This window comes from Mesorhizobium sp. B2-1-1 (assembly GCF_006442975.2).
Taxonomy (GTDB): domain Bacteria; phylum Pseudomonadota; class Alphaproteobacteria; order Rhizobiales; family Rhizobiaceae; genus Mesorhizobium.
Window position 1 is genome coordinate 3,129,166 of record NZ_CP083954.1, and the last position, 25,254, is coordinate 3,154,419.

General features: G+C 64.6%; 24 protein-coding genes and 1 riboswitch. Of the genes, 15 read left to right on the forward strand and 9 right to left on the reverse strand.

Annotated features, from left to right (window positions below; all coding sequences use genetic code 11):
- The first annotated feature begins 20 nt into the window (after positions 1–20).
- Positions 21–1,220, forward strand: coding sequence for an MFS transporter (locus FJ972_RS15330; RefSeq protein WP_140495600.1), 1,200 nt, complete (start codon positions 21–23; stop codon positions 1,218–1,220).
- 3 nt (positions 1,221–1,223) lie between these two features.
- Here FJ972_RS15330 and FJ972_RS15335 read toward each other — a convergent pair whose 3' ends face one another.
- The gene (locus FJ972_RS15335) at positions 1,224–2,393 is read right to left on the reverse strand and encodes an aromatic ring-hydroxylating oxygenase subunit alpha (protein ID WP_140521137.1); all 1,170 of its coding nucleotides are present in this window, start codon (positions 2,391–2,393) and stop codon (positions 1,224–1,226) included.
- A gap of 134 nt (positions 2,394–2,527) precedes the next feature.
- Positions 2,528–2,724, forward strand: a riboswitch (cobalamin riboswitch).
- A 35-nt stretch (positions 2,725–2,759) separates the two neighbouring features.
- On the opposite strand from FJ972_RS15335, the gene FJ972_RS15340 reads away from it, so the two are divergent.
- The 4 genes from FJ972_RS15340 to cobO are packed head-to-tail and all read left to right on the forward strand — an operon-like array spanning position 2,760 to position 4,876.
- Entirely contained in the window at positions 2,760–2,939 is a 180-nt protein-coding gene (locus FJ972_RS15340) for a CbtB domain-containing protein (RefSeq protein ID WP_140495602.1), read from the forward strand.
- Between the two features lie 15 nt (positions 2,940–2,954).
- Positions 2,955–3,752: a CbtA family protein gene (locus tag FJ972_RS15345; protein WP_140521136.1), complete on the forward strand. Its 798-nt coding sequence runs from the start codon at positions 2,955–2,957 to the stop codon at positions 3,750–3,752.
- Complete coding sequence (cobU, locus tag FJ972_RS15350) at positions 3,745–4,260, forward strand: bifunctional adenosylcobinamide kinase/adenosylcobinamide-phosphate guanylyltransferase (protein ID WP_140521135.1); 516 nt, start codon at positions 3,745–3,747, stop codon at positions 4,258–4,260. Before FJ972_RS15345 ends, cobU begins: the two co-directional genes overlap by 8 nt.
- A gap of 1 nt (position 4,261) precedes the next feature.
- The gene (gene cobO, locus FJ972_RS15355; RefSeq protein ID WP_140495605.1) at positions 4,262–4,876 is read left to right on the forward strand and encodes a cob(I)yrinic acid a,c-diamide adenosyltransferase; all 615 of its coding nucleotides are present in this window, start codon (positions 4,262–4,264) and stop codon (positions 4,874–4,876) included.
- 331 nt (positions 4,877–5,207) lie between these two features.
- On the opposite strand, the gene cbiB is transcribed toward cobO, so the two are convergent.
- The gene (cbiB, locus tag FJ972_RS15360; protein ID WP_140521134.1) at positions 5,208–6,176 is read right to left on the reverse strand and encodes an adenosylcobinamide-phosphate synthase CbiB; all 969 of its coding nucleotides are present in this window, start codon (positions 6,174–6,176) and stop codon (positions 5,208–5,210) included.
- Here cbiB and cobD point away from each other — a divergent pair.
- Together cobD and FJ972_RS15370 are read left to right on the forward strand one after the other, a co-directional pair.
- The gene (gene cobD, locus FJ972_RS15365) at positions 6,175–7,221 is read left to right on the forward strand and encodes a threonine-phosphate decarboxylase CobD (RefSeq protein WP_140521133.1); all 1,047 of its coding nucleotides are present in this window, start codon (positions 6,175–6,177) and stop codon (positions 7,219–7,221) included. The two genes, cbiB and cobD, sit on opposite strands and share 2 nt — an antisense overlap.
- Positions 7,218–7,727, forward strand: a complete 510-nt coding sequence (locus FJ972_RS15370; protein WP_140495608.1) for a tyrosine phosphatase family protein — start codon at positions 7,218–7,220, stop codon at positions 7,725–7,727. The genes cobD and FJ972_RS15370 overlap by 4 nt, the downstream gene beginning before the upstream one ends.
- Before the next feature lie 3 nt (positions 7,728–7,730).
- Here the strand turns inward: FJ972_RS15370 and FJ972_RS15375 are convergent, their stop codons facing one another.
- Together FJ972_RS15375 and FJ972_RS15380 are read right to left on the reverse strand one after the other, a co-directional pair.
- Complete coding sequence (locus tag FJ972_RS15375; protein ID WP_140495609.1) at positions 7,731–8,534, reverse strand: creatininase family protein; 804 nt, start codon at positions 8,532–8,534, stop codon at positions 7,731–7,733.
- Positions 8,535–8,588: 54 nt separating this feature from the next.
- On the reverse strand, positions 8,589–8,972 hold the full coding sequence (locus FJ972_RS15380; protein WP_140521132.1) for a RidA family protein: 384 nt from the start codon (positions 8,970–8,972) through the stop codon (positions 8,589–8,591).
- A 269-nt stretch (positions 8,973–9,241) separates the two neighbouring features.
- On the opposite strand from FJ972_RS15380, the gene FJ972_RS15385 reads away from it, so the two are divergent.
- The 7 genes from FJ972_RS15385 to FJ972_RS15415 all read left to right on the forward strand — a co-directional run bounded on the left by FJ972_RS15385 (position 9,242) and on the right by FJ972_RS15415 (position 16,087).
- Positions 9,242–10,246, forward strand: coding sequence for an ABC transporter substrate-binding protein (locus FJ972_RS15385; RefSeq protein WP_140521131.1), 1,005 nt, complete (start codon positions 9,242–9,244; stop codon positions 10,244–10,246).
- A gap of 11 nt (positions 10,247–10,257) precedes the next feature.
- Positions 10,258–11,088 (forward strand): ABC transporter ATP-binding protein, encoded by an 831-nt coding sequence (locus FJ972_RS15390; RefSeq protein WP_140495612.1) that lies wholly within the window; start codon positions 10,258–10,260, stop codon positions 11,086–11,088.
- A complete protein-coding gene (locus FJ972_RS15395) occupies positions 11,075–11,923 on the forward strand; it encodes an ABC transporter permease (protein WP_140495613.1) in 849 nt (282 codons plus the stop codon). Before FJ972_RS15390 ends, FJ972_RS15395 begins: the two co-directional genes overlap by 14 nt.
- Before the next feature lie 4 nt (positions 11,924–11,927).
- Positions 11,928–13,229 carry a cytosine deaminase gene (locus tag FJ972_RS15400; RefSeq protein WP_140521130.1) on the forward strand — a complete coding sequence of 434 codons (1,302 nt, stop codon included), beginning with the start codon at positions 11,928–11,930 and terminating at the stop codon, positions 13,227–13,229.
- Positions 13,229–14,632, forward strand: a complete 1,404-nt coding sequence (locus FJ972_RS15405; RefSeq protein WP_140521129.1) for an FAD-binding oxidoreductase — start codon at positions 13,229–13,231, stop codon at positions 14,630–14,632. Before FJ972_RS15400 ends, FJ972_RS15405 begins: the two co-directional genes overlap by 1 nt.
- 286 nt (positions 14,633–14,918) lie before the next feature.
- Positions 14,919–15,500: an NAD(P)H-dependent oxidoreductase gene (locus FJ972_RS15410; protein WP_140521128.1), complete on the forward strand. Its 582-nt coding sequence runs from the start codon at positions 14,919–14,921 to the stop codon at positions 15,498–15,500.
- The gene (locus FJ972_RS15415; RefSeq protein ID WP_140521127.1) at positions 15,500–16,087 is read left to right on the forward strand and encodes an NAD(P)H-dependent oxidoreductase; all 588 of its coding nucleotides are present in this window, start codon (positions 15,500–15,502) and stop codon (positions 16,085–16,087) included. The genes FJ972_RS15410 and FJ972_RS15415 overlap by 1 nt, the downstream gene beginning before the upstream one ends.
- 45 nt (positions 16,088–16,132) lie before the next feature.
- Here the strand turns inward: FJ972_RS15415 and FJ972_RS15420 are convergent, their stop codons facing one another.
- Genes FJ972_RS15420 through FJ972_RS15435 form a run of 4 tightly spaced genes read right to left on the reverse strand, consistent with a single transcriptional unit; the run spans position 16,133 to position 22,796 of the window.
- Positions 16,133–18,592: a GcvT family protein gene (locus FJ972_RS15420; protein WP_140521126.1), complete on the reverse strand. Its 2,460-nt coding sequence runs from the start codon at positions 18,590–18,592 to the stop codon at positions 16,133–16,135.
- Positions 18,589–19,770, reverse strand: a complete 1,182-nt coding sequence (locus FJ972_RS15425; RefSeq protein ID WP_140521125.1) for a pyridoxal phosphate-dependent aminotransferase — start codon at positions 19,768–19,770, stop codon at positions 18,589–18,591. Before FJ972_RS15425 ends, FJ972_RS15420 begins: the two co-directional genes overlap by 4 nt.
- Positions 19,770–22,223, reverse strand: a complete 2,454-nt coding sequence (locus FJ972_RS15430) for a GcvT family protein (RefSeq protein ID WP_140495620.1) — start codon at positions 22,221–22,223, stop codon at positions 19,770–19,772. Before FJ972_RS15430 ends, FJ972_RS15425 begins: the two co-directional genes overlap by 1 nt.
- 30 nt (positions 22,224–22,253) lie before the next feature.
- Positions 22,254–22,796, reverse strand: coding sequence for a helix-turn-helix domain-containing protein (locus FJ972_RS15435; RefSeq protein ID WP_181167629.1), 543 nt, complete (start codon positions 22,794–22,796; stop codon positions 22,254–22,256).
- Positions 22,797–23,019: 223 nt separating this feature from the next.
- Between FJ972_RS15435 and FJ972_RS15440 the strand changes: the two genes are divergently transcribed.
- Positions 23,020–23,724, forward strand: a complete 705-nt coding sequence (locus tag FJ972_RS15440) for a nitroreductase (RefSeq protein ID WP_140521124.1) — start codon at positions 23,020–23,022, stop codon at positions 23,722–23,724.
- A 24-nt stretch (positions 23,725–23,748) separates the two neighbouring features.
- Here FJ972_RS15440 and FJ972_RS15445 read toward each other — a convergent pair whose 3' ends face one another.
- Positions 23,749–25,191, reverse strand: a complete 1,443-nt coding sequence (locus FJ972_RS15445; RefSeq protein ID WP_140516369.1) for an MFS transporter — start codon at positions 25,189–25,191, stop codon at positions 23,749–23,751.
- Positions 25,192–25,254 lie beyond the last annotated feature (63 nt).

Sequence of the window (25,254 nt, forward strand, 5' to 3'; positions counted from 1 at the left end):
GATTCTGCTTTGGGGAAGCAATGTCCACGCATGTGCGCCATCCGATCTGGCTACCGGCCCTCAAGGCCGCGGATGCCCGCACCTTCGCCTCGCTCTACGCGGTCGAATCCTTCGCTCGCGCCACGGTGTCGAGCGTCATCCCGATCCAGGCCTACGAGATCCTCCACAACGAGCAGATCGTCTCGATCCTCTACACCATAGTGGCGATGCTCGGCCTGTCGGTGACCCTGTTCATGCCGATGCTGATCCAGCGCTTCGCGCGGCGCTGGGTCTACACGGCGGGCGCCTGCCTGCTGGCGATCGGCTCGCTGTTCTTCGTCACGCATACGCTCGCCGGGCAATTGGCCGGCATGCTGTGCCGTGTCATGGGCGCCAGCGCGCTGTCGATCACGCTCAACCTCTACATCATGGACCACATCCGCAAGACCGATTTCATGCAGGCCGAATCGCTGCGCATGGCGTGGTCGATGTTTGCCTGGACGGGTGGGCCGACGCTCGGCATCTTTCTCTACACGCGCTTCGGCATCTATGCCGCGCATGGCGCGGTCGCCGTATTCGCCTTGGCCCTGCTGGCGTTGTTCTGGACCTACCGGCTCGGCGACAATCCCTCGATCCGGCCGGGCAAGACGCGCCCGGTCAACCCGCTGGCCAATATCGGCCGCTTCGTCGCGCAGCCGAGGCTGAGGCTGGCCTGGCTGATCGCCTTCGGCCGCTCCTGCTTCTGGACGACATTTTTCGTCTATGGCCCGCTGTTCATGGTCATCACCGGTGAGGGCGAACTTGCCGGCGGCATTCTGGTTTCGGCAGGCAACGCGCTTTTGTTCATGGCGATTTTCTGGGGCAAGGCCGGCAAGCGCTTCGGCGGCCGCAGGACCATGACTTTTGCCTATTTCGCCATGTCGGTGGTGCTGCTGGCGGCGGGTGCCGTCGGCGAAAGCGCGCCGCTCGTCACCGGCGCCTTCCTGCTGTGCGGCGCCTTCTTCACCATCGCGCTCGACGCGCTGGGCTCGACCGCCTTCATGCGCTCGGTCCGCTCTTATGAGCGGGCGCAGATGGCTGCGGTCTACCGCACTTATCTCGACTTTTCCGAACTGACGCCGCCGCTGGTCTACTCGGTGGTGCTGGCCTTTTTCGGACTGGGCTCGGTTTTCGTCACGCTCGGCCTGCTTGCGGCGGTCTGCGGTTATGTCACCTGGCGGTATCTGCCGAAGTCGCTGTGAAGCTTACGGCACAAGCGCAGCATGTCGTTCGCGTACCCAATCGTGGAAGCGGTGGAGGTCGTACTCCTCCGGCATCAGCACGCCGGCCTTATGGCGCATGGAGCGCAGCCCTTTCTGGTTGACCTCGCAGATCGCGGCATCCTCCTCCAGCACCTGGGTGCCGAATCCGACGATGTTGTCGATGTCGGTGGCGGCGAGCGCGTCGGGCGCGAACAGCCATTCGGCGGTCAATTCGGTCTGCTCGGGGCCAAGCGGCACCAGCCGTACGGACCTGACATAGTCGACGTGGCCGACGATGAACATCGAGGGCAGGCTGGTGGCGTAGGTCTGGCCGGCGGCGCGCTCGGCCGGCGTCAGGCCCGAAAAGACCGGCCCATGCGCCTGGCCGTCACGTGACCATGTTTCGGCACCCGCCCGCAGCCCGCCGGAAAATTCCGGCGCGTCATTGTCGGCATGGCGGGTCCATTCGGGGTCGTCATGCCGGCCCATCAGGCCGCGGCCGTAGATCGGCACCAGCCGCGACAGGTCCTTGTGGACGCCGGGGCAATGCAGGCATTCGTTGAAGTTTTCCCAGAAGATCTTCCAGTTGCAGTTCATCACCTTGCGCAGCACATGGCCCGATACCAGCGATTCCAGCGGCCAGTTGCCGAGATCGCCGGAGGCCGGGTCGAAGGATGAGTGCGCCGAGCCGGCGGCATCTTCCGCGAGATTGACGAAGACGAAGCCGCGCCAGACCGACAGCGCGACGCGATAGAGCGGATGGTCCGCCTTGTCGAAACCTTCGGGCAGCGTTTTCGATGGCACGCGCACGAGCTCGCCGCGCAGCGAATAGGACCATGCGTGGTAGGGGCAGGTGATCAGCCGCGCCCTCAGCCGCCCCTCGCGTTCCTGGCAAAGCTGCGAGCCGCGATGCCGGCAGGTGTTGTGGAAGGCGCGCAGTTCGCCGGTATCGTCACGCAGCACGACGATCTCCTGGCTGCCGACACGGAAGGTGCGGAAAGCCAGCGGTTGGGCGAGATCAGCTTCACGGCAGACGAGCAGCCAGTTCCTGTACCAGATGGCGTCGAGGTCGCGCTGGTAGGCCGCCGCATCCCAATAGGCCGAGGACGGCAATGTCGGCTCGGCCCGGGTGAGGCCGTTATAGGGGGCGTGCTGGCTCTGGACGGGCTGCATGGCTGGCCTCCTGTGAGGATGGCAGCCGACACCCGGCCACGGAAATTGTCAATTGCAGCGGAGCAAGCGGCCGGACGGCGCTAAAGCGCTTGTCGCCGTCGGAATTTGGTTTGCCGGATGCGGCGATTTTCCCTATAGTCACCTTCGTCGTCGGTTCCGATTGGAGCCAAGAGGGAATGCGGTGCGGGCAGATTTGTTGCCCAATGCCGTGGCTGCCCCCGCAACTGTGTGCGGTAGTCCTCTCCATATGCCACTGAAGATTTTCTTCGGGAAGGTGGGGAAGGGCGCTGATCCGCGAGCCAGGAGACCTGCCGGCGACAGGAAACTGACTTCGATGCCCTCGGGTGGAGGGTGAAAGGACAAGACATGAATACCGCTTCCGTCTCCCTCGGCGCCTCCATCTCCTCGCAGTCGCGCCTCCTGCAGCTCGCGCTCGCGGCGCTGCTCGGCGTTTTCGTCGTAGGCTTTGTCGGTTTCTCGCATATCGACGCGGTCCACAATGCCGCGCACGACTATCGCCACTCGATGGCGTTTCCCTGCCACTGATAGGGATTTGACATCATGAACCTGTTTCGCAACGTCGTGTTCATCGCGGCGATCGCAGGGCTCGTGGCAGGTGTCGTTCTCGCCTGCATGCAGGCCTATGCCACCGTGCCGTTGATCCTGAAGGCGGAAGTCTACGAACAGGCCGGCGGCGGCCACCACCACGACCATACCGCACCGGCCCCGACCGACAACAACGCCATGAACTCTGCCGCCCCGGCGGGCAATGCCATGAGCTCCGCCGCGCCGGCAGCCGCTGAAGCTGTTCCGGCTGAAGAGGAAGGCTGGGCGCCGGCCGACGGCTTCGAGCGCTTCGCCTTCAGCGTGCTTGCCAACATCGTCACCGGCATCGGCTTCGCGCTGGTCCTGGTCGCGGTTTCGGAATTCGCCGGCGGCATCGGCAACTGGCGCCAGGGCGTGTTCTGGGGACTGGCCGGCTTTGCCGTGTTCACGCTGGCGCCGGGCCTCGGCCTGCCGCCGGAACTGCCGGCCATGCCTGCCGCCGAGCTTCTGCCACGCCAGATCTGGTGGACGGCGACGGTGGCGGCGACGGCGATCGGCCTTGCCCTGATCGCCTTCCCCAAATCACTGCCGCTGGCGATTCTGGGCGTGGTGTTGATCGTCGCGCCGCATATTGTCGGCGCGCCGCAGCCGGACAGTTTCGAGACGCCGATTCCGGAAGGCCTGCACCATCAGTTCGTGGTGGCGGTAACCGTAACCAACCTGGTGTTCTGGCTCGTGCTCGGCGCTGTCGTCGGCGTGGTGCGCGGACGCTTCACCGGCAGCGCGACGAGCCTGCGCGACAGCTTTGCCTGATCGCGGAAGACTGACCTTCATCATCGGCGGTGCGCGCTCCGGCAAGAGCGCGCACGCCGAAACGCTGATGACGGCCTTGCCTTCGCCATGGACCTACATCGCCACGGCGCAAGCCTATGACGACGAGATGCGGCAGCGCATCGCGTTGCACCGGTCGCGGCGCGGCGAGGGCTGGACGACCATCGATGCACCGCTTGGCCTTGTCGGTGCACTCGAGGCCCTACCGGAGGACCAGCCGGTCCTTGTCGACTGCCTGACGCTCTGGCTGACCAATCACATGCTGGCCGATCATGATGTAGAGGCCGAATGTCGGCGGCTGGCTGACATGCTGTCGCGGCCGCGCGGACCCTGGTTCGTGGTATCCAACGAGGTCGGGCAAGGCATCGTGCCCGACAATGCGCTGGGGCGCCGGTTCCGCGACGCCGCCGGCCGGCTCAACCAGCAGGTCGCGGCGATTGCCGAGACCGTGCTTTTGATGGTGGCGGGGCTGCCGCTCAAGGTGAAGTGACATGACCGACATCGACGAAAAGGACGAAGAGCGCCACCGCGCCAAGATGGCCAAGCGCAAGGCGGTCCAAGACGCCGAGGTGGCGAGCAAGACGGTCGAAAAGGGGCTGCTGATCGTCAACACCGGCCCGGGCAAAGGCAAGACCACGGCTGCCTTTGGCCTGGCGCTGCGGATGCTCGGCTACGGCAAGCGCGTCGGCGTCGTCCAGTTCATCAAGGGCAAATGGCATACGGGTGAGAAGGAGGCCTTCGCCGCCTTCGGCGACCGCGTCGTCTGGCACGCGATGGGCGAGGGGTTCACCTGGGAGACACAGGATCTGAAGCGCGACATCGCGGCGGCCGAGGCCGCCTGGGCCAAGGCGCTGGAGCTGATGGCCGATCCGTCGATCAGTCTCGTCGTGCTCGACGAACTCAACATCGCGCTGCGCTACGAGTATCTCGATCTGGACAAGGTGGTTGCCGCGCTGAAAGCGCGCCGCGAGGGCCTGCATGTCGTCGTCACCGGTCGCAACGCCAAGCCGGCGCTGGTCGAGGCGGCCGACCTGGTGACCGAGATGGGGCTGACCAAACACCATTTCGCGGCGGGCGTGAAGGCGCAGCAGGGGGTGGAGTTTTGAGAGCTGTTGTCCCCTTTTGTGGATGAGCATTCAAGTCGGGTCGCCAAACGCTTCCAGCAGGGCTCACTTCCTTTCCCTCCGGAGGGAGGAAAGGTGGCGCTGCGAAGCAGCGACGGATTGGGGGAAGGCGGTGATCGAACGCGCGGTCCGCAGACAGGCAGGCGCAACCCGGCGGGTGCGAGAACCGCGACTGCCGAGCTCGTCGACCCCCACTCCGTCTCGGCTTCGCCGAGCCACCTCTCCCCCGATCGACGGGGGAGAGGAAAGGCGCGAACCTGTTGCAGCCCGGCTCCCTTCCTCCCCTTCGGGAGAGAACTCACGGGGGGTGAGATCATGCCAGAATGACGATCGCCGAAACCACGCCGAACAGCGCGATCAACAGGCAGTCGGCGACACGATAAAGTTTCAGCGCCCGCCTTATGTCGATGCTGTCGGCTTCGCGCCGGCCGCCTTCGCCCATGAACGCGTCGTCGACCGTTACGCCGCCATAGCTGCGCGGCCCGGCGAGGGCCAGGCCGAGCCCGCCCGCCATCGCCGCCTCCGGCCAGCCGGCATTGGGCGAGCGGTGCTTTTTCGCGTCGCGCCGCACCGCCTGCCATGCGGCTTTCGCGTCGGCGCCTTTCACCAGGAAAGCCGCCAACGTGATGAGCAACGCCGTCAGCCGCGACGCCGGCAGGTTGATCCAATCGTCGAAGCGTGCGGCTGCCCTGCCGAATGCTTCGTGGCGCGGCGTGCGATGGCCGATCATCGAATCGGCGGTGTTGGCGGCCTTGTAGGCGGCGCCGCCGGCGAGGCCGCCGACGCCCGTCCAGAAGGCGGGGGCAACGATGCCGTCGGAAAAATTCTCGGCCAGGCTCTCGATCGCCGCGCGGCAGACGCCGGCCCTGTCGAGGGTTTCGGGATCGCGGCCGACGATGCGCGAGACGGCGGCGCGGCCCATGTCGAGGCCGCCCGAGTCGAGCGCATCGGCGACGGCCTCGACATGCTCATAAAGGCTCCGCTGCGACAGGAACGATGTTGCCAGAAGGGCGGTGATGAACAGTCCCAGGGGAATGAACCAGAGCAGGATCTGCACGCACAGGCCAATTAGCGCCGGCACCAGCACGATGACCAGAAGCGCCTGGACACCACGTTGGCGACGCAGTGCGTCGGGATCAGTGGCGCGGTTGAGCCTGCGATCGAGAAAGGATATCAGCCAGCCAAACCACGTCACGGGATGGCCGATGGCGCGAAACAGCCAGTCGGGGTAGCCCAGCGCGGATTCGATGGCCAATGACAGGAAAGCGATCAGGACTGACATGAAGCTTCTTGAAGGAGCGGTGGACCATGGTGGAAGTCTCGGCCGGGCAAGGGCGCTTTTCCCCAACGCCCCCCAGCCTTTCGTCGACCTCTCGACCGGAATCAATCCGCACTCCTACCCGCTTTTCGAGCTGCCCGCCACCTCGCTGTCGCGATTGCCGGAAGCGGGGCGGGCGCGTGAGCTGACGGCGATCGCAGCCAGTAGCTATGGTGCGCCCTCGCCAGCCAATGTCGTCGCTGCGCCCGGTACGCAGATCCTGCTGCCGCGCGTGGCATCGCTGGTCGCGCCGGGCAGGGCGCTCGTTCTAGGGCCGACCTATGCCGAACATGCCCGCGCGGCGGCGATCGCGGGGCACGAGGTGACCGAAGTCAGCGATTTCGCTGATCTGGCGAATGCCGACCTTGCCGTCGTGGTCAACCCGAACAACCCGGATGGGCGCATCGTCGAGCGCGACCGGCTGCTGGCGCTGGCCGCCGGTTTGCGCGCCAAGGGCGGGCTGCTGGTCGTCGACGAGGCGTTCATGGATGTCGGCCCGCGCGAACACAGCCTTGCCGGCGATGTCGGCCAGGGCGGCATCGTCGTGCTGCGTTCTTTCGGCAAGTTTTTTGGGCTGGCCGGCCTGCGGCTTGGATTCGCGCTTGCCGATGCGCCGACGGCCCAACGGCTGGAAACGCAATTCGGACCTTGGGCCGTCGCCGGCCCGGCGCTGGAATATGGCATTCGCGCACTTGCCGATATCGGCTGGCAGGACGCGATGCGCGCGTCGCTGGCGGAGGTATCGGCTCGGCTCGACGGGCTGTTCGGTCGTTTCGGCGTGCCTGCCGCGGGCGGCACCACATTGTTCCGCTATCTCAGGCTGTCGGATGCCGCCGGCTTGTTTTCTGTGCTTGGGGAACGCGGCATCCTGCTTCGCCATTTCACCGACCGCCCGCATGTCCTGCGGGCCGGCCTGCCGGGGAACGGGGAGGAGTGGCTGCGGCTTGAATCCGCCCTTGCCGAATGGGCGGCCCGGCGCGAGGATCGAGCGGAAGGTATCAAACCATGATCCATGTCTGCTCGCTGGCAAAGGTCGAGGAAACGGTGGCGAGGACCGGCGCCGAGCGGCTGCTGTCGCTGTTGGCCGCCGGCACCGATGTGCTCCGCCCGGCCTCGATCATGAGGGAAAACCATCTGCACCTGGTCATGCACGACATCGCGGCGGCGCAGGATGGCATGACCATGCCGGGCGAGGAGCATGTGCGCAATCTGCTCGATTTCGCGCGCCGCTGGGACCGCGCAAGGCCGATGGTCGTTCACTGTTATGCCGGCATCAGCCGCTCGACAGCCTCCGCCTATATCATCGCTGCCGCGCTGGCGCCGAAACGCGACGAGGCCGAGCTGGCCCGGACGTTGCGGAGGTTGTCGCCTTCGGCGACGCCCAATCCGCGGCTGATCGCGGTGGCCGACGCGCTGCTTGGTCGAGGCGGCCGCATGATCGCGGCAATCGAAGCGATCGGGCGCGGCGCCGATGCCTTTGAAGGCAACCCGTTCGAACTGAGGATCGACGGCTAGAGGCTACTTCAGCCAATCGGCGAGCTTCGCCTTGCGTACGTCCCTAAGCAGGCTGACGAAACCATCAGCCTGATGTTCCGCTGTCAGCCGACCTTTTTCAGCCGTGGCAATGCTGGCGTCGCCGACCACGCCGTTCGGGTTGAGATCGCTGGCGATCCAGGCGAAGGCGTGGGTGCCGGTGTGCCGCAGCAGCGCGAATTCCTTCTCGGCCTTGGCGACATTGGACACGAAATTGTCGGCCCTGGCCATGTCGACGAGATCCGGCCGGAAATGCAGCATCAGCGAGGTCTCGACGTCGCCGCCATGGATGCCGTGGCGGTCCTCGAGTTCGGTGTACATGCCGGCCGGGCGGCCGAAGCGTTGCCAACTGGTCTTCACCGCCAGCATCTTTTCGCGCACCCGCAATTCGCGCGTGACGATGCCCATGATCTCCTCGTTGCCGCCATGCGAGTTGACGACGACCAGCTTGCGCACGCCTGCCCGCGCAATCGACACGCCAAGCTCGGTCCAGGCGTCCGCCAGCGTCGTTGCCGGCAAAGTAAGCGTGCCCGGCGCGTGAAGATGCTCGTTCGATTTGCCCACCGCCTGGACCGGAAGGATGCGGATGTCGAGATCGTCGGGCAGGCGGGCGATCACCGTGTCGAGCATGCCGTTCATGATCGAGGTGTCGGTCGAGACAGGCAGATGCGGTCCATGCTGCTCGATCGCCGCCACCGGCAGTACGGCGATCGTCGCTTCGGGATCGATCGAGGCATATTCGGTGGTCCGATAGTCACCCCACCACACACGTCTTTTTGCTACGGTCATGTCATGCCTCTTCGATGAACGGTGAGACCTAGCGCGAGATACACGGCGTGTCGATCACCCGGCCGCGATGGCCTCGACCTCGACCTTGAATTCAGGCCGGGCAAATCCGCTGACGATCATCAGGGTCGAGGCCGGCGCGGGGTTCGAAAAAAGCCGGTCGCGAACATCCATATAGGGTCTCAGATGCGCGCGGTCGGTGGCATAGGCGTTGATGCGAACGATATCGCCGAGCCCCAGCCCCGCCTCGCCGAGGATCGCGGCGATGTTCTTGAAGCAAAGCTCGGCCTGGGCGCCGGCGTCTTCGGGGATCTGGTCGTCCGCCGTGATCGCGACCTGGCCTGAACACAACACCAGCCGCTTGCCCGGGGGCACTTCGACGCCGTGACTGTAGCGGGCAAAAGGCGGCTTGATCGACTTCGGGGTGAGGAACTTGAACATGGCAATCTCCTGGATACCGCCAGCCTAAGACTGGATTCATCACAGCTTCAAGATGGCGGTGCATGTCGCCGGTGCGATTGTGGACAGGCGTTTAAAAAATAGGCACGATGCCTCCGGTGCAGCACGACCTTTCCGGCGTTCGCAGATGGCTGTGGTGCAGGCGGGCGGGTCCCGGCGCGAGACGCCGGTGGCATGTGTCTTGCTTCTTGAATCTCTGGTGTCGAGCCTGGCGCGTGGCGCGCCGGAGCAAACAAAGGGTGGTGGTGTCGATGTACGGAAAACTGAAGATGTCGGTAGCGGCGGTGGCCGTGCTTGCGGCGAGCACGCTTGGTGCCGCGGCAAATGAAAAAGTCACCTTCGGCACCAACTGGCTGGCCGAGCCGGAACATGGCGGCTACTACCAGGCCGTGGCCGACGGCACCTATGCCGCCTGCGGCCTCGACGTCACCATCATGCAGGGCGGCCCGCAGGTCAGCGGCCGGCCGATGCTCCTGGCCGGCAAGATCGATTTCTACATGGGCGGCAACCTGCTGTCGGCCTTCGACGCCGTCCAGCAAGGCATTCCGATGCGCGTGGTGGCGGCCGATTTCCAGAAGGATCCGCAGGTCATCATGTCCCATCCCGGCGAGGGGCTGGACAAATGGGAGGACCTGAAGAACGCCGAGCAGTACATTCTGGGTGACGAGGGCGCGCAGACCTTCTTCCAGTGGATGATCATCGAACTCGGCTTCGACGCGGCCAAGCGCGTGCCCTACACCTACAACACTGCTCCCTTCCTCGCCAACAACAAGTCGATCCAGCAAGGCTATGTCACCTCCGAGCCGTTCGCGGTCAAAAAGGAAGGCGGCTTCGTGCCCAACCAGTTCCTGCTCGCCGACTATGGCTGGGACACCTATTCGACGACGATCGAGGTGATGCAGGACACGATCGACAAGAAGCCGGAGGTGGTCCAGTGCTTCGTCGATGGCTCGGCCAAGGGCTGGTACAAATATCTCTACGGCGACAACAAGGCCGCCAACGACATGATCAAGAAAGACAATCCTGACATGACGGATGAGCAGATCGCTTTCTCGATCGAGCAGATGAAGAAGTTCGGCCTGGCCGATTCCGGCGACACCGAGAAGCTCGGCATCGGCGCCATGAACGAGGCGCGGATCAAGAGTTTTTACGACAAGATGGTCAAGGCCAAGGTCACGCCCGCCGGCATCGACATCACGAAAGCCTACACGCTGGCCTTCGTCAACAAGGGCGTCGGGCTCGAGCTGAAGAAATAGGCCGTCCCAGCATGATGCGGGAACAGGTAGCGCAGGCGCCGGCGAACGGGTCCGACACGGCTCCGGCATTGTTGGCGCTGCGGGGCGTCGGCAAGGTCTTTTCCAATGGCGTGACGGCGCTCGCCGACGTCGACCTGACGATCCGGGAAGGGGATTTCCTCAGCCTGCTCGGGCCGTCCGGCTGCGGCAAGTCGACGGCGCTGCGGCTGATCGCCGGCCTGTCAACGCCGACCTCCGGCATGCTCGACTGGCGTGCGGGCGGTTCGCTCGACCGCTCGAACATCGGCTTCGTGTTCCAGGAGCCGACATTGCTGCCCTGGGCCAGCGTCTTCGACAATGTCTGGCTGCCGCTCAGGCTGAAGGGCGTCAGCCGCGCCAAGGCGGCACCGGTGGTGACCGAGATGCTGGCAAGGGTTCATCTCACCGGCTTCGAGAACGCCGTGCCGCGCGAATTGTCGGGCGGCATGAAGATGCGCGTCTCGATCGCACGGGCCCTGGTGACCAAGCCGCGCGTGCTTTTGATGGATGAGCCGTTCGCGGCCCTCGACGAAATCACTCGCTTCAAGCTCAACAACGATCTGCTGGAGTTGTGGCAGGACGAGCGCTTCACCGTCGTCTTCGTCACGCATAGCGTCTTCGAAAGCGTGTTTTTGTCCAACAGGGTTGTCGTGATGGCGGCGCGGCCAGGCAGGATCTTCGACGAGCTTGCCATTGATGCGGCCTATCCGCGCGACGAGGCCTTTCGCACCTCACCCGATTATGCGGCGCTGTGCCGGCAGACGTCCGACGTGCTGGTCAAGGCCATCAACTCAATTGCAGGCTCGCATCATGACGGCCATTGACGGTGCATTGAAACTCGACCCCGAGGAAGCACGCCGCGCGCGCCAGGAGCGGCTCGAGCGGATCGGCCGCTGGGTTCTGCCGCTGGCGATCATGATCCTGGCGATCTGGCTGTGGGACCGTATCTGCGTGTGGAATGAAATTCCGCAATACATCCTGCCGCGTCCCGGTGTGGTGCTGGCAACGCTCTACAACGACGCCGGCCTGCTGTTCTCCGCACTGCTGGTCACCTTGCGCATCACCTTCCTCAGTCTGCTCCTTGCCGTCATCGGCGGCGTCGGGCTGGCGGTGCTGTTCGCGCAGTCGAAATGGGTGGAGATGTCGTTCTTTCCCTTCGCCATCGTGCTGCAGGTGACGCCGATCGTGGCCATCTTCCCGCTGATCAACATCTATGTCGACAACCAGACGACCAAGCTTCTGCTCTGCGCCTGGATTGTCGCCTTCTTTCCGATCCTCTCCAACACCACCCTCGGCCTGAACTCGGTCGACCGCAATCTGCGCGACCTGTTCAAGCTCAACGGCGCAACGCGCTGGCAGCAATTGCGCTATCTCAGGCTGCCGGCGGCGATGCCGTATTTTCTCGGCGGGCTGAAGATCGCCGGCGGCCTGTCGCTGATCGGCGCGGTGGTGGCCGAGTTCGTCGCCGGCGCCACCGGCCAGTCTTCGGGCCTCGCCTCGCGCATCATCGAGGCCGGCTACCGGCTGAACGCGCCCAGGCTGTTCGCGGCGCTGTTCCTGATCTCGCTGACCGGCATCCTGATCTTCCTCGTGCTGTCGCTGATTTCGCATCTCATCTTACGGCGCTGGCACGAGAGCGCGCTGAAGCAGGAGCGGTAGCGCCTTGATTCCGAACACAGGTTCATACCGGCTCGCCAACGCACGCGTTCATCGGTCCGTCACGCCTGGCCTTGCCGCGCCCTTCGACGGCGACGGTTTCGCACTTGCCGACATCGCGGTGGGCGACGGCAAGATTTCCAGCATTGCTGTTCCTGGCAGATCGAACGCACCTGCCGATGAGATCCACCTCGGCGGGCGGATTCTGCTGCCGTGCTTCATCGATTGCCACACCCATATCGACAAGGGCCATATCTGGCCGCGAAAACCCAATCCTGACGGCACTTTCATCGGGGCGCTGAATGCCACAGGTGCCGACCGCACTGACCGCTGGAGTGCCGAGGACGTGGCGCGGCGCATGGATTTCTCGCTGCGCTGCGCCTACGCGCATGGCACCAAAGCACTGCGCACGCATCTGGACAGTGTCCCGCCGCAGGAGGAAATCTCCTGGCCGGTGTTCGAGACGATGCGCGAGAGGTGGCGCGGCCGCATCGAGTTGCAGGGCGCCTGCCTGATTGGCGTCGAGGGCGTGCGCGACAAGAATTGGTTCGACAGGCTGGCCAAAAGGGTGGCCGCCGCCAAGGGCGTGCTTGGCGTCGTCACCTACATGGTGCCGGATCTGGAAGAACTGCTCGACCATGTCTTCTCCCAAGCCGTCAAGCATGGCCTCGATCTCGATTTCCATGCCGACGAGACCGACGACGTCGCGGCGATCTCGCTGAAGAAGATCGCCGAGGCGTCGCTGTGGAGCGGCTTCGAGGGCAAGATCCTCGTCGGCCACTGCTGTTCGCTGGCGCGCCAGCCGGACCTCGAGGTGCTGGACACGCTGGACAAGGTGGCGAAAGCCGGGCTGGCGATCGTCTCGCTGCCGATGTGCAATCTCTATCTGCAGGACCGGCGGCGCGATCAAACCACGCCGCGCTGGCGTGGGGTGACGCTGCTGCACGAGATGAAGGCGAGGGGCATTCCGATCGCGGTCGCTTCCGACAATACCCGCGATCCGTTCTATGCCTATGGCGATCTCGACATGCTGGAGGTCTACCGCATGGCGACGCGCATCCTGCATTTCGATCATCCGGTCGCCGATTGGCCGCAGGCCGTCACGGCAACGCCGGCTGATGTGATGCGGCTCGATGGTTTCGGCACGCTTGCCGCCGGCGGGGATGCCGATTTCATTGTCTTCAAGGGCCGCAGCTGGACGGAATTGCTGTCGCGGCCCGAATCGGATCGCATCGTCGTGCGCGCCGGGCGCGCAATCGACCGGCAATTGCCCGACTATGCCGAACTCGACGAGCTGATGGTGGACTGATGGATATCGCCGCGCTGAAACGCGATCTCGACGGGATAAAACTCGACGACAATCCGGCCATCGTCCAGCAGAAAAGCCGCGATTTCTACTGGTACAGCCCGGTGCTGAAGCAGCAGCTCGATCACGTCACCGGCGATCTTGTCGTGACGCCCAAGAACGAGGCCGAGCTGATCCGCGTGCTCGCCGCCTGCCACCGGCATGGCGTGCCAGTGACGCCGCGCGGCAGCGGCACAGGCAATTACGGCCAGGCGATGCCGCTCTCGGGCGGCGTCGTGCTCAATCTCGCCGAGATGAACGAGATCAAGTCGATCGCGCCGGGGCGTGTGGTGACCGGGCCGGGCGCGGTGCTGGCCGACATCGACAAGGCAACGCGGGCGCATTCAGGGCAGGAACTGCGGCTCTCACCCTCGACCTACAACACCGCCTCGATCGGCGGCTTCATCGCCGGCGGTTCGGGCGGCGTCGGTTCGATCAATTTCGGCGGCTTGCGTGATTTCGGCAATGTGCTGCGCCTGCGCGTGGTAACCATGGAGGCCGAGCCGAGGGCGCTCGAACTCACCGGCGAGGATCTGCACAAGGTGACCCACGCCTACGGCACCAACGGCATCATCATGGAAGTCGAAATGCCGCTGACCGCGGCCTATGAGTGGATCGACATCATTGTCGGCTTCGACGCCTTCATGAATGCGGCGCGCTACGCCAACGCGCTGGCCTGCCAGGACGGCATCCTGACCAAGCTGATCACGCCGATCGCGGCACCGGTGCCGCAGCTCTATTTCAAACGGCACCAGAAATTCCTGAAGGATGGGCAGAGCATCTGCGTCGTCATGGTGGCGCGGCATGGGCTGGACGCCTTTCTCGCTTTCACGCGGCGGGCTGGAGGCGAGGTGGTCTTCAATGCCGCGACGGCGACGCCAGAGGAGAAAAAGGGCCTGCCGCCGGCCTATGAGCTGGCCTGGAATCACACGACGCTCAGGGCGCTGCGAATCGACCCCGACATCACCTATCTGCAGTCGCTCTATCCCTTTCCCAACCAGCTGGCGCTGGTCGAGAAGATGGACGCGATGTTTCCGGGCGAAGTGTTCTCGCATCTGGAGTTCGTGCGGCTGGATGGCAACATCACCTGCTTCGGCCTGCCGCTGGTCAAGTTCACCACCGAGGCGCGGCTCGACGAGATCATCCGCTTGCATGAGGAGAATGGCTGCCCGATCTTCAACCCGCATCGTTACACGCTGGAAGAGGGCGGCATGAAGCAGACCGATGCGGTGCAACTCGCCTTCAAGCGCCAGACCGATCCGCAAGGACTGCTCAATCCCGGCAAGATGATCGCCTGGGAAAACCCGGATTATGATTACCGTTCGGGACGAACTTTTCTGTTCAAGGGGCTGCAGAGGACGGGATGAGGAGAGGTTCGCGCTTGAACACCCCCCTCTGGCCTTCCGGCCCGGGCCCTTCGCTGTCGCTTCGGGCGTTCGTCGCTCGGAAAGCCAAGAAATTGGCTTCCCGTCCGCTGCGCGGACCACTCCTCACCCCCCTCAAGGGGGGAGATCGGCAGCTTAAGCGCTGCCGCCAACCTGCCGCGCTGACAATTGGCGAAAGCAAGGAGATAGTCCGATCTCCCCCCATGCGGGGGAGATGCCCGGCAGGGCAGAGGGGGGTGCCTCGCGCTGACCCAGGCAATGCCTCGCCATGAACATCCTCGTCCTCCACGCCCATCCGGTCGAAACCAGCTTCAATGCCGGCCTGCACCGGACGATCGTCGAGCGACTGACGGCTGCCGGTCATGCTATTGACGACTGCGACCTCTATGCCGAGGACTTCGACCCGCGGCTCTCTCGCCAGGAACGGCTGGACTATCACAATCCGCGCGGCTCCGCCGACCCTGCGGCGCCGTATGTCGAACGCCTGCTGCGCGCCGATGCGCTGGTGCTTTCCTATCCGGTCTGGAATTACGGCTTTCCGGCAATCCTGAAAGGGTTCTTCGACCGCGTCTTCCTGCCCGGCGTGTCGTTCAAGCTGGTCGACGGCAAGGCGCAGCCGTCGCTGCACAACATCAGGAAGATCGCGGCGGTCACCACCTATGGCGGCAGCCGGTTCCGCGCCATGCTGATGGGTGACCCGCCGCGCAAACTGATCAAGCGCATGCTGCGCACCACGGTCAAGCCGGGCGCTTCGGTTTCCTACCTGGCGCATTATTCGATGAACATTTCGAGCGACGAGACGCGCAAGGCGTTCTTGGCCAAGGTCACGGCCAGCATGGACAGATTCTGATGCGCGCGCTGGTGGTTTATTGCCATCCGGTGCCGGAGAGTTTTTGCGCCGCTATCCGCGACACCGCCGTGGAGGTGCTGACGCGAAAGGGCTGGGAGGTGCGGCTGCTCGACCTCTACGCCGAGAAGTTCGATCCGGTGATGAGCTGCGAGGAACGGCGTTTCTACAACAACCAGGCGCCGCAGGACCTTGCGCTGAAGCCGCATTTCGAGCTGCTCAACTGGGCCGAGGCGATCCTCTTCGTCTATCCGACCTGGTGGTACGGGCTGCCGGCGATGCTGAAGGGTTGGCTCGACCGGGTGTGGGCGACGGACGTCGCCTTCAAGCTGCCGGCCGGCAAGGGGCGGATCAAGTCGCTGATGCGGCATGTGACCAAGGTCGGCGTCATCACCACCTGCGGCGCGCCGACATGGTGGAGCGTCGTCGTCGGCCAGCCCGGGCGCAAGACCTTGCTGCGCGGCATGCGCGCGCTGTGCGCCACGCGCTGCCGGACCTTCTTCCTGGCGCACTATCTGATGGACGCCTCGACGCCGAAGACGAGAGCAGCGTTTCTGGCGAAGGTGCGGGCAAAGCTGGAGCGGTTTTGAGGGGGCGAACTGCCTTCTCCCCTTGTGGGAGAAGGGAAAACCGCGCTACGTCTTCACCCGTTCCGATTTCGGATCATACATCGGCTTCAGCGATGCCTCTGCCGCAAACCGCTCGCCGGCGATCTCGATCTCATAGGACGAGGCCAGCACATCCGCCTCGGTCTCGCCCTGGCAGGGCACATAGCCCAGCCCGATCGCGCCGCCGAGATGGTGGCCGTAATTGCCTGAGGTGATCGGACCGACAATCTTGCCGTCGCGCAGGATCGCCTCGTTGTGGAAGAGCAGCGGTTGCGGGTCCTTCAGCCGGAACTGGACCAGCCGGCGGCTCAATCCGGCTTCCTTCTTCTTCAACACCGCGTCGCGACCGATGAAATCGCCCTTGGCCGTCTTCACCGCGAAGCCGAGGCCGGCTTCCAGCACATTGTCTTCGTCGGTGATGTCGTGACCGAAATGGCGGAAAGCCTTTTCGATGCGGCAGGAATCGAGCGTATGCAGCCCGCACAGCTTGAGGCCGACATCGGCGCCGGCCGCTTCGATGGCTTCAAAGACGTGGGCCGCCTGGTCGGTCGAGACATAGAGCTCCCAGCCGAGTTCGCCGACATAGGTGACACGGTGGGCGCGGGCGAGGCCCATGCCGATCTCGATCTCCTGGAACGTGCCGAATGGGTTGTTCTCGTTGGAGAAGTCGTTGGGGCTGACCTTCTGGATCAGTTTTCGCGCATCCGGGCCCATCAGGCAGAGTACGCTTTCGGCAGCGGTTACATCGGTGATGACGACGAACTCATCTGTCAGGTGCTTGCGCAGCCAGGCGAGGTCGCGCTGCAGCGCGGCGCCGGGCACGACGAGGAAATAGGCGGTGTCCGACAGGCGCGACACCGTGAGATCGCTCTCGATGCCGCCGCGCCGGTTGAGCATCTGCGTGTAGACGATCTTGCCCGGCGCCACGTCCAGGTCATTGGCGCAGAGTTTTTGCAGGAAGGCGCAGGCGTCGCGGCCTTCGACGCGGATCTTGCCGAACGAGGTCATGTCGAACAGGCCGACCTTGTTGCGGACGGCGAGGTGCTCCTCGCGCTGGTTGTCGAACCAGTTCTGCCGCTTCCAGGAATAGCGGTACTCGCGCTCCTGTCCCTCGCGCGCGAACCAGTTGGCGCGCTCCCAGCCCGCGACCTCGCCGAACACGGCGCCGCGCGCCTTCAGATGCTCGTGCAGGGGTGAACGGCGCACGCCGCGCGATGTCGCCATCTGGCGATAGGGGAAATGGTCGGCATAGAGCAGGCCGAGTGTTTCGGAGACGCGCTCCTTGAGGTAGCGGCGGTTCTTCTGGAACGGCTGGGCGCGGCGGATGTCGACTTCCCACAGGTCGAACGGTGCCTCGCCGTCGTTGATCCACTGCGCCAGCGCCATGCCGGCGCCGCCTGACGAGACGATGCCGATCGAATTGTAGCCGGTCGCCATCCAGTAGCCACGCAGTTCCGGCGCCTCGCCGAGATAGTAGCGGTCGTCGGGCGTAAAACTCTCGGGGCCGTTGAAGAAGGTGTGGATGCCGGCGGTCGCCAGCATCGGCATGCGGTTGACGCCCATTTCCAGGATCGGCTCGAAATGGTCCATGTCCTCGGGCAACTGATCGAAGCAGAAGTCCTCGCGGATGCCGTCCATGCCCCACGGCTTGGCCACCGGCTCGAAGGCGCCGAGCATCATCTTGCCGGCGTCTTCCTTGTAATAGGCGCACTCGTCGGGCACGCGCAGCACCGGCAGGCGGCTCAGCCCCGGGATCGGCTCGGTGACGAGGTAAAAATGCTCGCAGGCGTGCAGCGGGATGGTGACGCCGTTCTGGGCGCCCAGTTCGCGCGCCCACATGCCGGCGCAGTTGACGACGATGTCGGCCTCGATCGTGCCTTGCTCCTCGCCCTGCGCCCAGGACACGCCGGTGACGCGGCCTGCCTTGGTGTGGACCTTGGTGACCTTCACATTTTCAACGATGGTGGCGCCGCGCTGGCGCGCGCCCTTCGCCAGCGCCATGGCGATGTTGGCGGGGTCGCACTGGCCATCAAGCGGCAGATGCACGGCGCCGACGACGTCGGACACGTTGAGATGCGGGTACATCTCCTTGACTTCCCTGGGCGAAATCTCGCGCACGTCGACATCGAAGGCGCGGGCGAGTGACGCCTGACGGTAGATCTCGTGCTTGCGCTCCTCGGTCAGCGCGACGGTGATCGAGCCGACTTGGCGCATGCCGGTGCCGACCTCGGTCTCGGCTTCCAGCTTGACGTAGAGGTCGGCCGAATATTTCGCCAGCCGCGTCATGTTCTGCGAGCCGCGCAACTGGCCGATCAGGCCGGCGGCATGCCATGTCGTGCCCGAGGTCAGCTGCTTGCGCTCCAGAAGGACGATGTCGGTCCAGCCGAGCTTGGCCAGGTGATAGGCGACCGAGCAGCCGGAAACGCCGCCGCCGATGATGACGGCTCTTGCCTTGGCGGGAATGGTTCTGGGGGAAGGGATGTTCATGCGGCCTCGCGGCGGTAGCTGGAGACAAAGCGGCGCAGCCGGAGCGCTGCTTCCCGCAAGACGGGTTCCGGCTGGCACAGGCTGACGCGGATATGGCCGGCCGCGGCCTCGCCGAAGCTGGAGCCGGGCATGACGCCGACCTTCTCCTTGTCGAGGAAGGCGAAAGCGAATTTCTCGTCGTCGGATTCGACGGCCGATATGTCGAGCATGACATACATGCCGCCTTCGGAGCCGCGCACGCCGACATCGTTCATGCCTCGCACGGCGTCGAGCAGGACGGCGCGTCGCGCCGCATAGCGTTCGGCGATTTCCTTCACGCCATAACCCTTCTCCAGCGCCTGCGTGCAGGCGATCGAGATGAAGGCCGGCAGGCCGTAGGTCGTCACCAGATTGAGGTTGGTCAGCAGCGAGATCATCTCGCTCGGGCCGGTCAGCCAGCCCATGCGCCAGCCGGTCATGCCGTGGCTCTTGGACATGGAATTGATGACCAGCGTGCGCTCGGCCATGCCGGGCAGGGAACGCGGCGAGATGTGCTCGCCACCGCCGAGCGTCCAATAGACTTCGTCGGACAGCAGCCACAAATCGTGCTCGCGGCAGACCTCGGCCAGCTGTTCCAGCCGTTCGCGCGAATAGACGGCTCCGGTCGGGTTGTTCGGCGTGTTAATCAGGATGGCGCGCGTGTTCGGCCGAAGTGCCGCGCGGATCATGTCGGCGCGGGGCTGGAAACCGTCCTCGGCCGGCGTCTCGACAACCGTGAAGGTCGCGCCCGCGGCGCTGAAGGTGTTGGGGTAGGTCGCGTAGTATGGCGCGACCACGATGGCGTGGTCGCCCGGGTCGAGCACGGCCTGCACGGCGGCGTAGAGCGCCGCCTGGCCGCCCGGCGTGGCGATGACCTGGTCCGGCGTCGTCCCGACGCCCGTGCAGGCGACCGAGGCCGCCGCCATCGCCTTGCGCAGGCGCGGCAGGCCGGGCAAAGGGGTATAGTGGTGATTGCTGCCGCGAACCGCGGTCACGCAAGCCTCGATCGTTTCGGAAGGTGTGTCGAAATCGTGATCGCCGACCGACAGCATGATGATGTCCTCGCCGGCTTCCTTGCGGGCCCATGCGGCGAAGTGGACTTCCCAGCCATCCTTGCCCGACGGCACGATGCCTGAAATGCGCGATGATGGTTTTGGCATCAGGCTCTCAACCTTTCGTTCTTCGGATCCCACAAGGGCTCATCGTTCTGCACGACCGCCTTGAAACGGTCGCCGAAGATCTCGATCTCCACGGCGGTGCCGGGCTCCGCCAGATCGGCACGCAGCATGCCGAGCGCGATCGACTTGCCGACGCGATGGCCCCAGCCGCCCGACGTCGTCTCGCCGACGATCTGGCCTTCACGCCACAGCGTCGACATGTAGGGCGCGTCGCAATCGCCGGGGTTTTCCACCACCAGCGTGACGAAGCGCTTCCTGACGCCCTGCTGTTTCTCGTTCTGCAGCGCTGCCTTGCCGCGGAACTCGGGCTTGTCCCATTTGACGAACCGCTCGAGCCCGCCTTGCAGGATCGAATAGTCGGTCGAAAGGTCGCCCTTCCAGGTGCGGTAGCCCTTTTCGAGCCGCAGCGAATCCAGCGCGTACATGCCGAATGGTTTCAGGCCGTGCGGCTGTCCCGCCGCGCAGATGGTGTCGAAAACGGCGGCGGTGTCGTCGACCCTGGTGTGGATTTCCCAGCCGAGTTCGCCGGCGAAGGAGACGCGGACCAGCTTCGCCCAGCGCCCGGCGATCTTGGTTTCCTGATGCGTGAGCCACGGCAAGGTCAGGTCGGCCTCACAGACGGCGGCGAGGATTTCCCGCGACTTGGGTCCGGCCAGGATTTGGGTGGAGAATTCCTCGGTCCGGTCGATCAGCTTGAAAGTCGCATCCACGGGCATGTGCGATTTCAGCCATTCGAAATCATGCCATTGCGCCACCGCCGCGGTGATCAGCGTCATGGACTCCTCGCCGTGGCGCACCACCGACATTTCGGTGACGATGCGGCCCTTGTCGTCGGAGAAATAGACGAGACCGATGCGGCCGGGCTTCGGCACGAGGCCGGTCACTTGCCGGCTAAGCCATTCGGCGGCGCCCGGACCTTCGAGGTTGAAGCGCGAAAAACCCGGCAGGTCGAGGATGCCGGCGGCGTCGCGGACGGCCAGGCATTCCTCGCGCACGCGGTGCTGCCACGGCCCGTCGCGACGGAAGGTGAGCGTTGCTTCCTCCGAGACGTCGTCGCCATCCTGCGCATACCAGGTGGCGCGCTCCCAGCCATTATAGGCGTCGAAGCGCGCGCCGAACGCCTTCATGCGATCATGGATCGGCGACAATTTCCTGTCGCGTCCCGCCGGCCAGGCATGGCGCGGAAACTGGATGGCGTATTCGTTGCCGTAGATCTCCATGCCTTTGGCAACGCAGTAATCCGGAGCCGAAGCGAAGGACGTGAAGCGGCGCGGGTCGCAAGACCACATGTCCCATTCGGTCTGGCCTTGCGTGACCCATTCGGCCAACACCTTGCCTGCACCGCCGCCTTGCGCGATGCCGAAGGTGAAGACGCAGGCCTCGAACGCATTGGGGACGCCCGGCATCGGCCCGATCAGCGGATTGCCGTCCGGCGCATAGGGGATCGGGCCGTTGATGACCTTGGACAGGCCGGCGGTGCCCAGGATCGGCACGCGGGCGACGGCGTCGGCCAGATAATGTTCCAGCCGGTCGAGATCGTCGGGGAAAAGCTGGAAGGAAAAATCCTCCGGCATCGGATCGTTGTGACCCGCCCAATGCGCGCGGCAATTGCGCTCATAGGGGCCGAGATTCATGCCGTTCTTTTCCTGGCGCAGATAGTAGGAAGTGTCGACGTCACGCAGCAGCGGCAGCTTCCTGCCCTGTTCCTTCGACCATGCGGCGAGTTCGGGGATCTCCTCGAACAATATGTACTGATGGCTCATCACCATCATCGGCACCTCGCGGCCGAACATTTTTCCAACTTCGGCGGCACGGTAGCCGGCGGCGTTGACGACGATCTCGCAGCGGATCTCGCCTTGCGGCGTCACGACCACCCATTCGTCCCTTTCGCGGCGCACGCCTGTCACCGGGCAGAAGCGTATGATCCGGGCACCCATGTCGCGCGCGCCCTTGGCCAGCGCCTGGGTCAGCTGCGCCGGGTCTATGTCGCCGTCGCTCGGGTCGTAGAGGGCGCCTTCCAGCTCATGCGTCTCGATGAAGGGATAGCGGCGCTTGATCTCGTCCGTGCCGACGATATCGATGTCCATGCCCTGGTAGCGGCCCATGCCCTTGGCGCGCTGGAACTCCTGCATGCGCTCTTGCGTGTGGGCAAGCCGCAGGGAGCCGGTGACATGGTAGTTCATGGGATAGTCGACGGCCTCGGCCAGCCCGCGATAGAGCTCGGTCGAATAGCGCTGCATGTTCATCAGCGACCAGGACGAGGAGAAGGTCGGCACATTACCGGCGGCATGCCAGGTCGAGCCGGAGGTGAGTTCATTCTTTTCCAGGAGAACGCAGTCGGTCCAGCCCGCCTTGGCGAGATGGTACAGAGAGGAGGCGCCAACGACACCGCCTCCGATGATCACCACGCGTGCCGTGCTCGGCAAACCGGCCATGTTCTTCTCCAACCCTTGGTCCAATTTCATTCAATAAACTGGCGGCGAAACCACCCAGATGACGACCGCCGGCTCCATTCCCGGATTGCGCCAGCGGAATGGCTTGCCCTCGAAGCGAAAGGAATCGCCTTCGCCGAGCCGATGCCATGTCCCCGATATTTCGATGTCGAACGTCCCCGACACGACATATCCAGCCTCTTCGGTCGGCCGACGCGCCTCGCTCTTGAGCTCGGCGCCCGGCGCGAAGACGGAACGCAGCATCTCGAAGCTACCGCCGAGATCGGGCGACAGAAGCTCCTCCATGAGGCCGGATTCGCTTGTGCCAAGGGTGCGGCGGCTGCCGGCCCGCACGACCGCGCCGCGCTCGCTTTCGACAGGCACGTCGTGGCCGAAGAACAGGCTGACCGGCACGCCGAACAGTTCGCCGAAAGCCCGGAGATCACTGAGCGACGGTGTCGACAGGCCGCGTTCGACCTGGCTGACCCAGCCGACCGACCGGCCGAGTTTCAGGGCGATCTCGGCGAGCGTCAACCCTCGCGCCTTGCGCAGCGCCCTGATGTCGCTGGCCAGCAATCGCTCGTAATTTCCCTGCAATGCTTTCGCTGTAGTTGGAGGCAAATCGCGCTCTCGTGAAAAAATCCCATCAAATTTCATGAGATGCCGGAGCGGTGAAAAAATCAAGCGGATTTTCACGGGTGCACAAGATTTGCTTGCGCGATTTTGGCGGTTCATGCAAAGGCTCGGCCGCGAGCGGCGAGTGGGGACGTCCGATCGGGACACAGGGTAAGGACGGCCCATGCTTGGAAAGAAGGCTCGAATCACGGCCGATGCCGAGATCGTCGACGACGCGATCGTATCGCGCCGGTCGGTGCGCGCTTTTCTGCCCGACATGGTCGACGACAACACGATCCGCGACATACTGGCGGTCGCGGCACGCGCCCCTTCCGGCACCAATATGCAGCCATGGCGGGTCTATGTCACCAAGGGCGACACCAAGCAGCGGATATCGGATGCCATCCTGAATTCCGGCATCCGTGCTGAAAAGGCCGACTGGGACGAATATCGCTATTATCCCACGCAGTTCTTCGAACCCTACCTGACCCGCCGCCGCGCCAACGGTTTCGGGCTCTACGGCGCGCTCGGCATCGGTCGCCGCGAGGTCGACAAGATGCGTGCCCAGCACGACCGCAACTTCGTCTTCTTCGACGCGCCGGTCGGCATGATCTTCACCATCGACCGCCGGCTTAACCAGGGTTCCTGGATCGACTACGGCATGTTCCTGCAGAACATCATGGTTGCCGCGCGGGGCAGGGGCTTGCACACCTGTCCGCAGGCGGCGTTCGCGCCCTATCACCGGCAGATCAGGCCGGTGCTCGGCATTCCCGACGAGGAGATCGTCGTCTGCGGCATGGCGCTCGGTTATGAAGATACGTCGAAGCCCGAAAACGCCTTCCGAACCGACCGCGTGCCGCTGGAGGAATGGGTGACGTTCAGCGAGTAGGCCGCTGCTGCGCTGCGACATCCGCTATTCCGTGTTCATCTGGGCGCCATGGCCGCTGACATGGGCGCCATCCTGCGGCGTCAGCTTGAGATAGGCTGATAGCGCGCACAGCGTGATGACACCCTCGATCACGAACAGTATCCGGAAGTCATTGGCGACGGCCGGGCCGCCGCCGGCCAGAAACGATAGTGCCGCGGCGGCCAGGCCGACGCTGATCGCCACCGCCAGTTGCCACAATATGTAATAGAGCGCGCTGAAGCGGGCGAGCTGATCGGGCGCGATGTCGGAATAGGCAAGGTTGCCGGTCGACGCCCATTGCGCGGAACGGAAGACGCCGAAGATGAAGATGTAGGCAAGCACGATCCACACCGGTGTGGTCGCCTGCATCAGGGCAAAGCCCGCAACCATGGCCGCGACGACGGGCGTGTTGAAAACCAGCACGCGGCGGAAACCGAAGCGGTTGAGCAGGCGAGGCATGAAGACACGCATGACCACCGACCCGACCGCGGCGACGAAGGTCAGCGATCCCGCCTGTACCGCGCTCATGCCGAAGCCGAGCTGGAACATCAGCGGCAGCAGGAAGACGACGGAGCTGAGGCCGATCGTGTCCAGACCGCCGCCGGTGAGGAAGGAGATGCGGAAGGTGCGGATGCGCAGGAGCTTGAGGTCGAGCAAGGGATTGCGCACGCGCAGGCAATAGAACGAGGCGACCGTCAGGATGACCAGCGCCAGGGCAAGCTCGGCCGCGATCACGCCGGCGGCCGCATCTTTCGCCGCCAGCGAATCCATGCCGAAGACAAGCAGGACCATGCCGCTGCCGACCAGCAGGAAGCCCGGGAAATCGAACGGTGTGCGCACGGGTTTGGTCACCGTCGGAAACAGCGAGGCGGCAAGCACAGCCGCGGCCAGCGCGAAGGGCACGTTGATGAAGAAGATCCAGCGCCAGGAAATGTAAGTGGTCAGCGCGCCGCCGACGAGCGGACCGACGAGCGGGCCGGACTGGCCGGCCAGCGAGATATACATGTTGATCTTCAGCGTCCGGCTTCGAGGGAAGGTCGACAGGATGACGACCTGACCGAGCGTGCCCATCAGCGCGCCGCCGAAGCCCTGCAGCGCGCGGGCGCCGACCAGCGTCCAGATGTTGTCGGACAGGCCGCACAGCGCCGACGAGGCGGCGAATACCAGCAGCGCAAAGCAGTAGACGTTGCGCAGGCCGAAGCGGTCGGCAGCCCAACCGCCGAGCGGCATCGAGATGATCAGGCTGGCGACGTAGACCGTGATCAGCAGGCCAAGCTGGCTCGGTGGACGGCCAAGGCTTTCGCTGATGCCGGGCAGCGCCGTCACCACGACATTCTGGTCGAGACTGGTCATGAACACGCCGCAGGCGACCGTCAGCGGCAGCAGGAGCAGGGCTCTGGCTGGCACATCGGCGCGATCAGTGACGCCGGCGGATATTTCTGCGGTCATGGAGATATTCGAACCAAACGGATGCGCGGATTCTGAAGACGGGTTTTGTTACCCTTCGGACCG

Coding starts and splice junctions, on each gene's coding strand:
- FJ972_RS15330 (WP_140495600.1), top strand. CDS start 21: ATGTCCACGCATGTGCGCCATCCGATCTGGCTACCGGCCCTCAAGGCC.
- FJ972_RS15335 (WP_140521137.1), bottom strand. CDS start 2,393: ATGCAGCCCGTCCAGAGCCAGCACGCCCCCTATAACGGCCTCACCCGG.
- FJ972_RS15340 (WP_140495602.1), top strand. CDS start 2,760: ATGAATACCGCTTCCGTCTCCCTCGGCGCCTCCATCTCCTCGCAGTCG.
- FJ972_RS15345 (WP_140521136.1), top strand. CDS start 2,955: ATGAACCTGTTTCGCAACGTCGTGTTCATCGCGGCGATCGCAGGGCTC.
- cobO (WP_140495605.1), top strand. CDS start 4,262: ATGACCGACATCGACGAAAAGGACGAAGAGCGCCACCGCGCCAAGATG.
- cobD (WP_140521133.1), top strand. CDS start 6,175: ATGAAGCTTCTTGAAGGAGCGGTGGACCATGGTGGAAGTCTCGGCCGG.
- cbiB (WP_140521134.1), bottom strand. CDS start 6,176: ATGTCAGTCCTGATCGCTTTCCTGTCATTGGCCATCGAATCCGCGCTG.
- FJ972_RS15370 (WP_140495608.1), top strand. CDS start 7,218: ATGATCCATGTCTGCTCGCTGGCAAAGGTCGAGGAAACGGTGGCGAGG.
- FJ972_RS15375 (WP_140495609.1), bottom strand. CDS start 8,534: ATGACCGTAGCAAAAAGACGTGTGTGGTGGGGTGACTATCGGACCACC.
- FJ972_RS15380 (WP_140521132.1), bottom strand. CDS start 8,972: ATGTTCAAGTTCCTCACCCCGAAGTCGATCAAGCCGCCTTTTGCCCGC.
- FJ972_RS15385 (WP_140521131.1), top strand. CDS start 9,242: ATGTACGGAAAACTGAAGATGTCGGTAGCGGCGGTGGCCGTGCTTGCG.
- FJ972_RS15390 (WP_140495612.1), top strand. CDS start 10,258: ATGATGCGGGAACAGGTAGCGCAGGCGCCGGCGAACGGGTCCGACACG.
- FJ972_RS15395 (WP_140495613.1), top strand. CDS start 11,075: ATGACGGCCATTGACGGTGCATTGAAACTCGACCCCGAGGAAGCACGC.
- FJ972_RS15405 (WP_140521129.1), top strand. CDS start 13,229: ATGGATATCGCCGCGCTGAAACGCGATCTCGACGGGATAAAACTCGAC.
- FJ972_RS15410 (WP_140521128.1), top strand. CDS start 14,919: ATGAACATCCTCGTCCTCCACGCCCATCCGGTCGAAACCAGCTTCAAT.
- FJ972_RS15415 (WP_140521127.1), top strand. CDS start 15,500: ATGCGCGCGCTGGTGGTTTATTGCCATCCGGTGCCGGAGAGTTTTTGC.
- FJ972_RS15420 (WP_140521126.1), bottom strand. CDS start 18,592: ATGAACATCCCTTCCCCCAGAACCATTCCCGCCAAGGCAAGAGCCGTC.
- FJ972_RS15425 (WP_140521125.1), bottom strand. CDS start 19,770: ATGCCAAAACCATCATCGCGCATTTCAGGCATCGTGCCGTCGGGCAAG.
- FJ972_RS15430 (WP_140495620.1), bottom strand. CDS start 22,223: ATGGCCGGTTTGCCGAGCACGGCACGCGTGGTGATCATCGGAGGCGGT.
- FJ972_RS15440 (WP_140521124.1), top strand. CDS start 23,020: ATGCTTGGAAAGAAGGCTCGAATCACGGCCGATGCCGAGATCGTCGAC.
- FJ972_RS15445 (WP_140516369.1), bottom strand. CDS start 25,191: ATGACCGCAGAAATATCCGCCGGCGTCACTGATCGCGCCGATGTGCCA.